The organism is Senegalimassilia sp. (assembly GCF_977052095.1).
Window position 1 is genome coordinate 43,196 of record NZ_CDRSTZ010000012.1, and the last position, 8,090, is coordinate 51,285.

The window sequence follows — 8,090 nt, forward strand, 5'->3', positions numbered from 1 at the left end:
GAAAAGGCGAGTGAGTCGATAAGCCGGGTTCTGTCGTTGGACGACCATTTATCTCGAACGTGCGTCGCCGCACGTCTCAAGCACGCAACCCGAACGCACGGAAGGGCGGCCGTGTCGCGTTCCTATTTGCGCTTGCTCCAGATGGGGTTTTCCAAGCCACGTTGTTGCCAACGCGCTGGTGCGCTCTTACCGCACCGTTTCAGCTTTTCTCCCGTATGAACGGGGGAGTTTACTTTTCTGTGGCACTTTCCGTCGGGTTGCCCCGCCCAGCCGTTAGCTGGCATCTTGCCCTTTGGAGCCCGGACTTTCCTCACGCCGCAACCGCGGCGCGCGATCGCCTGGCCCACTCGCGTGTGGTATTCTACCATACCGAACACAAGACAAGGAGCATCATGACAACCTGTGCATTAGTCGGGGCAACATATTTCAACGAAGCGGACTTCATGCGGCGCTACCGCGCGGGTGAATTCGATTGCATCATCGCCGTCGACGGCGGGTTCGCCCCGCTTGAGGCGGCCGGCGTCGTCCCCGACATGGCCGTTGGCGACTTCGATTCGCTCGGCTACGTGCCGCGGGCGAAGCGCGTCAGCCGCTATCCCGAGCACAAAGACCAGTCCGACATGGAACTTGCCATGGAAAAGGCCGTGAACTTCCGCCACGACGCGCTGTTCATCTACGGCGGCATCGGCGGCAGGCTCGATCACACGCTTGCGAACCTGCAGCTGTTCGCAAGCTTCTCCGAGCGCGGCGCGTACGTCACGGCCATTGCCGACGCGTTCGCCATCCGCCTTATCACCGGCCCCGACGCTTTCACCATCCCCGAGGGCATCGACAGCGGCACCGTGTCCGTTTTCGCGGCGAACGACCGGGCCGAGGGCGTCATCGAACGCGGCCTGGAGTACTCGCTTGACGACGAGCCGCTCACGAACCGCACCAGCCTGGGGCTTTCCAACGAGCTTATCGGCCAGGAGGCGTCCATCGCCGTCGAGTCGGGCACGCTTTATGTCTTTTACCCGCTCGCAGCCGCAGCCGAACAGGTCGCCGGCGTATAATAGCCACCACATCAATCGCATATCGGGGGAGCTCGCAAGCGCCGCGGCGCCGGGCGGGCTGAGAGGAAGCGCCGCAACGCTTCGACCCGCCGAACCTGTATGGGTAATGCCAACGAAGGGAGCATTCATGACGAACGCATCGTCGAACCTCATCACGCAAATCGACTACGCCCGCGCCGGTCAGATCACGCCTGCCATGCGCGTCGTGGCGGAAAAGGAAGGCCGCAGCCCGGAATTCATTCGCGAAGGCGTTGCCGCCGGCCGCATCGCCATCCCGGCGAACATCCATCACACGTCGCTGTCGCCCGAAGGCGTCGGCGAAGGCCTGCGCACGAAGGTCAACGTCAACCTCGGCATCTCGGGCGACCTTGCCGACGAGGCCGTTGAGTGGCAGAAGGTTGATATCGCGCTTGAACTGGGCGCCGAAGCTATCATGGACCTGTCGAACAGCGGCAAAACGCAGGCGTTCCGCACGAAGCTCATCGAGAAGTCGCCGGCCATGATCGGCACGGTTCCCATGTACGACGCCATCGGCTACTTGGAGAAGGCGCTCATCGCCATCAAGGCCGAGGACTTCCTCGACGTCGTGCGCCGCCACGCCGAGGACGGCGTGGACTTCGTCACCATCCATGCCGGCATGAACCGTCGCACCATCGAGTCGTTCAAGGAAACCGGCCGCCTCATGAACATCGTCAGCCGCGGCGGCTCGCTTATCTTCGCCTGGATGGAAGCCACGGGCAACGAGAACCCCTTCTATGAGCACTACGACGAGGTGCTGGAAATCCTGCACGAGCACGACGTCACCATCTCCATCGGCGACGCCATGCGCCCCGGCTGCAACTACGATGCCACCGACGCAGGGCAAATCTCCGAGCTCATCGAAATCGGCAAGCTCACGAAGCGCGCTTGGGACGCGGGCGTGCAGGTCATGGTCGAGGGCCCGGGCCACATGGCCCTCAACGAAATCGAGGCGAACATGCGCCTGGAGAAGCGCCTGTGCCACAACGCGCCGTTCTATGTTCTCGGCCCGCTTGTCACCGACATCGCGCCCGGTTACGACCACATCACGGCCGCCATCGGCGGCGCCGTTGCCGCATCAACGGGTGCCGACTTCCTCTGCTACGTCACGCCCGCCGAGCACCTGCGCCTGCCCGATGCCCAGGACGTGCGCGACGGCCTTGTGGCCACGAAAATCGCGGCGCACGCGGCCGATATCGCCAAGGGCGTCCCCGGCGCGCGCGACCGCGACAACCGCATGAGCGACGCCCGTCGCCGTATGGACTGGGAAGAGCAATTCGGCCTGGCCATCGACCCGGTGCGCCCGCGCAAGGTCTTCGAAAGCGCCCCGCCGGCCAACGAGGGCACCTGCACCATGTGCGGCAAGATGTGCGCCGTCCGCACGGTAAACACCATCATGGACGGCCTCGTCATCGACCTTGATAACGAGTAATCTCAACCGCCACGCCAACGCAAAAGGCTCTCGAGCATCGCTCGGGAGCCTTTTGTGCTCGAAGCATTGTTCGGGCAAATAGCTTCAAATGCCTGGCAAGATCTACCTCGCGGCAAGCTTCCGCTTGCTTGAGCTGATGTCGTCTCAACAAAATTCGTAGGGTCGAGCGAAAGCTCGATCCCAAATCAAAAGCGCCGAAGGCGCGCCACCGTATTCACACGCGTCGCAAAAGGTGAACCCACCACAACCTCCTCGGGCATCCTAGCGGGCGCGCACTCGTCTCGCTTCCTTTCGCACACAGTTCTCCTATAATGAAGCCCGTTCAACCAAAGGCTGCTCTCAGGCCTTCAATGTGTAAAATCCATCACCGAAGAGGGGGTTTGCATGAAAACGGTTCTCAGCATCGCGGGTTCGGATTCCAGCGGCGGTGCCGGCATCCAGGCCGATATCAAAACCATCGAGTCCTACGGTCTGTTCGCGGAAACCGCTATCACCGCCATCACGGCCCAGAACACGTGCGGCGTACGCGCGGTGCAGGATATCGACCCTGCTGTGGTTGCCGCCCAAATCGACGCCGTGTTCGAGGATATCCGCCCCGACGCCGTGAAGATCGGCATGGTCTCCTCCGCGAACATCATTGCCGTTATCGCTGAACGCCTGCGCGCGCATGAAGCAAGCAATATCGTGCTCGATCCCGTCATGGTCGCAACAAGCGGCTCGCGCCTTATCGCCGAGCAGGCCGTAGCGGCGCTTATCGAGCATCTCGTGCCGCTTGCAACCGTCATCACGCCGAACATGCCCGAAGCGCAGGTGCTCTGCGGTTTTCCCGTTGAAGACGACGAAGCCATGCAGCGCGCCGCGCAAGCCATTGCGCAAAACACCAACGGCGCGGTGCTCATCAAAGGCGGCCATCGCAGCGATACGGCCGACGACCTGCTCGTGTTGCCCGACGGCAGCCTTTCCTGGCTGCGCGCAAAGCGCATCGACACGGAAAACACCCACGGTACCGGCTGCACGCTCTCAAGCGCCATCGCCTGCGGCCTTGCGCAGGGCAACACCATCGAGCAAGCTGTCCGCCGCGCGAAAGGCTTCGTACGCGGCGCCATGTCCACCGGCCTTAACCTCGGACAAGGAAGCGGCCCGCTCAACCACATGTGGTGCCACGGCAAACCCCACCTGCCCTACGCGCAGTAACTCGCCTTTAAAAGACAAAACCAAAGACTCCCGCACAACGTAACCCTGGGGAATCCCGGTGATTCGCAACCCTATCCCGTAGCGTCGAACGAAAGCGCTGACCCCAAATAGAAAGCGCCGAAGGCGCGTCACCGCATTCCCCAAAAAACGCTCGCAAACCAGCAAAGCACCCACGGCACTGCACAAGTTGCAAAGCAACTTATACCTCCCAACATCCCACCGCGAAGGCGCACCAGCAACGCAAAGCGGTCCCGGCGAACCAATCCGCCGGGACCGCTCCCATTTTCGCTACTTTACCTTTACGCCTCGTACACGCACGTTCCGCCCATCCAGGTGGCAACAACCTTCGCGTCAAGAATGTCCTCGGCATCGCATGCCAGCAAATCGGAATCCACCACGGCAAGGTCCGCCAGCATGCCCGGGCGCAGCTCGCCGACTTCCCCTGCACGCTGCGCGGCTACCGCGCTGCCGGCCGTATACGCGCGAATCGCATCGGCGCGGCTGATGCGCTGCTCAGGCAACCATCCGCCGCGCGGCTCGCGCGTATACGGGTCCTGCCGCGTTATCGCGCTATACAGCACGCCCATGGAATTCACGTCAACCACCGGCGAATCCGTGCCGAACGCCAGCGTCGCCCCGTCTTCCTGCATCGTCTTGAACGGCCACATCAACGGCACGCGCTCGGGTCCCAAATCGCGCTCGGGACCGCCGGGGTCAAGCGTCATGTGCGGCGGCTGCACGGCCGCAACTACGCCCAACTGCGCCAAGCGCTCAACATCGCCGGGAAGGAAGTTCTCCAGATGCTCCAGGCAGTTATGCTGCCGTCTCGGTAAGCTGCCGAACCGCTCTCGCGCTGCTTCGAAGATATTCAGCGCCTCGTGGATGGCGGCATCGCCGATTGTGTGGATGCGCACGGGGTGGCCATGTTCGGCGGCCTTCATCACAAGCTTGCGCATCTTCTCCGGCTCGATGGTCGCGCGTCCGCAATCGTCGTCGCAACGCGCGTTCGAATACGGCTCGGTCACCCATGCAGTATGCTGGCTCGACACGCCGTCGAAGAATTGCTTGAACCCCGCGCACCGCAGGACCGGACCACGATATTGCCTGTTCATCGACTCGAACCTCGACATATCGTCAAGCAGGGTGGGGAACAGGTTCACGCGGCACGTCAACTCTCCGTTCTCAAGCAAGCGCGCGTGCACGTCGTCGCGGATGAAATCAAGCCCCGGATTGGCCATCAGCGACATGTCGCACACGCTCGTGATGCCGTTGCGTGCCAGCGTCCGCAAAAATCCACGGTAAGCATCTGCGATCTCGTCGTCAGAAAACGCGTTCATGATACGCGGCATCAACTCCATGGCGGCAGCTTCGCGCACGATGCCCGTCAGCTCTCCGTCCTCATCGCGATCGTAGCTGCCGCCCGCCGGCGCCACGCTGTCGCGTGTGATTCCCAGCTCGGCCAGCGCGCAGCTGTTCAGCCACAACGTGTGCGCGTCGCCGGAGTACAGGGCAACCGGTCGGGTGGGGAAGGCCTCGTCAAGCGAGCGCTTCGAGGGCAGCGCCGGCGGATTCCAGCGATACTCGCGCCACCCCTGCGCCAGCAGCCACCCGGTCGGGCGCCCCTCGGCGAATCGCTTCATGCGCTCAACGCAATCCGCCTCGTTTTCGCCCAAGAAGTTCGTGGCCAACGGCGACGAATACACAGCCGAATGAAAGAAGTGCACGTGCGAATCGTGAAATCCCGGCACGATAAGCGCATCGCCATAATCGGTCACGCGCGCCGCTTCATATCCGCCGGCATCATTGTGCTCCTTTGCGAACGCGACAGCATCGTCGCGTGACCCAACATAGGCAATGGTGTCGCCCGCTATGGCAACGGCCCCTGCTGCAGCGTTGTCCCCTTCGCCGGTAAACAGCTTTGACGAGCAAATCACATGATCGATGCGCACGGCAATCAACCCCTTTCAAAGCCGCACATCCCCTTTGCGCGGCGCATAATCGGTTTCGCCAATAGCAGCGAGGATATAACCAACCGACCAGCTCTGTCCAGGGCTTACGGAAACAATCCGGCCGGCGCAATCCGCGCATCGGCAGTTGCAGCCAATCGTTGCAGAAAACAAAAAAAGCCGAGGTGTTAACCTCGGCTTGATTCCTTGGTAGCTCCGACCGGATTCGAACCGGCGACCTTCGCCTTGAGAGGGCGACGTCCTAAACCGCTAGACGACGGAGCCATTAAAAAGGCCGCGTAAAACGTGGCCAGAAAAGTTGGTAGCTCCGACCGGATTCGAACCGGCGACCTTCGCCTTGAGAGGGCGACGTCCTAAACCGCTAGACGACGGAGCCAAAATCGATTCACCAAAGAAATGGCTGGGGTGGAAGGAGTCGAACCCTCACATACGGTACCAGAAACCGCTGTCCTGCCATTAGACGACACCCCAGTGGCAAACCTTAGCGCTTGTTGCTTCGAACTAGTTCGTAGTGCCAAGCGCGAGTTGATATATTACGCACCTTGCTTCGTTTCGTCAACACCTAATTGCAAATTTTTTTGAAATTTTTCCTCGCCAATTAACGTCTCAATGAATTTCACCAGGTCATCAGCTGAATTCGGCACCTGCTCATCAATGACGGCTTCAAGCACCTCGTTCAGCACGCTGCCCACCAGCGGCCCTTGCGGCACGCCAAGCCGCATAACATCGCGCCCCGAAATAGCCAGTGATTTCACCGTGAACGCATCGTTCGCCGCAACGATATCGTCAAGCGTGCGCTGCAGGCCATCGGCCAGTTCGATGCGCCCCTCGCTGTAAACGGGCGACTGCCCGCGGGCATCCCCGCGCTTCAAATCGCACAGCGCCGCGAACAGCTCGGTATCGCCTCCCAACCGCGCCAGCATGCGCTTCACCGGCTTCGGCTGCGCTGGCACCACATCATCATGCCGGAGAACCAGCGTCAGCACTTTGTCCATAAACGCCCCGGAAAACGTCAAGCGCTGCATAATGCCGCGTGCAATGGGCGCGCTTACCGCAGCATGCCCATAAAAATGCCCCGTGCCGTTCTCGTCGAAGAAGAAACAGGCCGGCTTGCCCATATCGTGGAACAACGCCGCCCATCGAACCAACGGATACCGCGGCACCCCGTCGATAACGCGCGCGGTGTGCTCAAGCACATCGTAAATGTGGTAGGGGGTATGCTGTTCAAACCCCTTCATCGCCACCAGCTCTGGAAGCACGGCCGCCAGCGCATCCACACAACCCAGCAGCGCATCGCCGGCATGCTCGCCCAACAGCAAACGCTCAAGCTCGTGCGTCACGCGCTCCGCCGAGATATGGGAAAGCAACCCCTTGTTGGCCAGCATCCCCTCATATGTTGCCGGTTCGATCGAAAACCCAAGCTCCGAGCTGAAGCGGCAAGCCCTCAAAATGCGAAGCGCGTCTTCCGAAAACCGCGCATAAGGATTGCCAACGGCGCGAATAACCCCATGCTCCATATCCGCCTGCCCGCCGAACGGATCAAGCACCCCTCGGTCGGGTCGGTAGGCCAGCGCATTCATCGTGAAGTCGCGTCGAGCCAAATCCTCCTCGATGGTCTGCACGAACGTCACGGCGTCAGGGTGCCGCGCATCCTTATACTGCCCATCGGAGCGAAACGTCGTCACCTCGAAAGCCTCGTCGTCGCAAACAATGGTAATGGTTCCATGCTGCGTGCCCGTTTCGTGCGCCCGCATGCCCGCAAGCTCGCAAACGCGCTTCGTCTCCTGCCAAGATGCGCTACAGGCAATGTCAACATCAGAGCACGGCCGCCCCAGCAGGGCATCGCGAACAAAACCGCCAACAGCCCATGCCTCATAACCAGCTGCATCAAGCGCATGCATAACCCTGCAAGCCCGCTCGGGCAGCACCATACGCGAACAATCAACCATAAGGATCACCGCCTCATAAAAGTAATACCCCTATAGTAGGCGAAAGAGCCAACGACATACTAAGAAGATTCAACAATGAAAGGACGGAAGAGCAAATGAACTAGAGAAGGGTAAAGCGGAGCGGAGCCCGTGAAGTGCAAGAAGAAGAGCCCGAAGGGCGCAAAACGGAGCTCACGTGTCTTCCATCTTGCGCTGTACCGCCCTTGGACAAGGAAGCTCAGGCGCACGAAGGCCAAGTTCGGGCTTCGCTGACGCCAAATGTGTGCAAAACGTGTAGACCACCGCATCTCGAAGATAGGGGCTTGCCAAGGCGGCGGAGGAGGCGTAAAGTACATCCTCGCCTTGAGGGGCGGCAAGCGAAAGCGGGCCTGCTCCGAAGGGAAAGCCGCGGGGGAGACCCCGCAGGCGGGAACCTTGAGAACCGGATACTGGACAAGAGACGATCACAATAGCCAGTGAAGCCAGCGCAGGCAGGGCC

Annotated in this window: 5 protein-coding genes, 3 tRNA genes and 1 other RNA gene; 3 read left to right on the forward strand and 6 right to left on the reverse strand. The window is 61.1% G+C overall.

All coding sequences use genetic code 11. The annotated features are described in order from the left end of the window. Positions 1–3: 3 nt before the first annotated feature. An RNA gene (rnpB, locus tag ACWI6D_RS03985) (RNase P RNA component class A) lies at positions 4–350 on the reverse strand. Between the two features lie 42 nt (positions 351–392). Here rnpB and ACWI6D_RS03990 point away from each other — a divergent pair. The 3 genes from ACWI6D_RS03990 to thiD all read left to right on the forward strand — a co-directional run bounded on the left by ACWI6D_RS03990 (position 393) and on the right by thiD (position 3,696). Then, positions 393–1,052 (forward strand): thiamine diphosphokinase, encoded by a 660-nt coding sequence (locus ACWI6D_RS03990; RefSeq protein ID WP_449133731.1) that lies wholly within the window; start codon positions 393–395, stop codon positions 1,050–1,052. A 127-nt stretch (positions 1,053–1,179) separates the two neighbouring features. Further along, positions 1,180–2,502, forward strand: a complete 1,323-nt coding sequence (thiC, locus tag ACWI6D_RS03995) for a phosphomethylpyrimidine synthase ThiC (protein ID WP_303251396.1) — start codon at positions 1,180–1,182, stop codon at positions 2,500–2,502. Between the two features lie 384 nt (positions 2,503–2,886). Beyond that, entirely contained in the window at positions 2,887–3,696 is an 810-nt protein-coding gene (gene thiD, locus ACWI6D_RS04000) for a bifunctional hydroxymethylpyrimidine kinase/phosphomethylpyrimidine kinase (RefSeq protein ID WP_449133732.1), read from the forward strand. 299 nt (positions 3,697–3,995) lie between these two features. Here thiD and ACWI6D_RS04005 read toward each other — a convergent pair whose 3' ends face one another. The 5 genes from ACWI6D_RS04005 to ACWI6D_RS04025 form a co-directional block, all read right to left on the reverse strand. Beyond that, positions 3,996–5,645, reverse strand: coding sequence for an amidohydrolase (locus ACWI6D_RS04005; protein ID WP_449133733.1), 1,650 nt, complete (start codon positions 5,643–5,645; stop codon positions 3,996–3,998). 205 nt (positions 5,646–5,850) lie between these two features. Continuing rightward, positions 5,851–5,927, reverse strand: a tRNA-Glu gene (locus tag ACWI6D_RS04010). A gap of 35 nt (positions 5,928–5,962) precedes the next feature. Continuing rightward, positions 5,963–6,039: transfer RNA gene (locus tag ACWI6D_RS04015), tRNA-Glu, on the reverse strand. A gap of 21 nt (positions 6,040–6,060) precedes the next feature. Beyond that, positions 6,061–6,134: transfer RNA gene (locus ACWI6D_RS04020), tRNA-Gln, on the reverse strand. Positions 6,135–6,196: 62 nt separating this feature from the next. Then, positions 6,197–7,612, reverse strand: coding sequence for a CCA tRNA nucleotidyltransferase (locus ACWI6D_RS04025; RefSeq protein WP_449133734.1), 1,416 nt, complete (start codon positions 7,610–7,612; stop codon positions 6,197–6,199). Positions 7,613–8,090 lie beyond the last annotated feature (478 nt).

What these genes read in the sequence shown, in the direction of transcription:
- ACWI6D_RS03990 (WP_449133731.1), top strand. Translation starts at nt 393, where the DNA reads ATGACAACCTGTGCATTAGTCGGGGCAACATATTTCAACGAAGCGGAC.
- thiC (WP_303251396.1), top strand. Translation starts at nt 1,180, where the DNA reads ATGACGAACGCATCGTCGAACCTCATCACGCAAATCGACTACGCCCGC.
- thiD (WP_449133732.1), top strand. Translation starts at nt 2,887, where the DNA reads ATGAAAACGGTTCTCAGCATCGCGGGTTCGGATTCCAGCGGCGGTGCC.
- ACWI6D_RS04025 (WP_449133734.1), bottom strand. Translation starts at nt 7,612, where the DNA reads ATGGTTGATTGTTCGCGTATGGTGCTGCCCGAGCGGGCTTGCAGGGTT.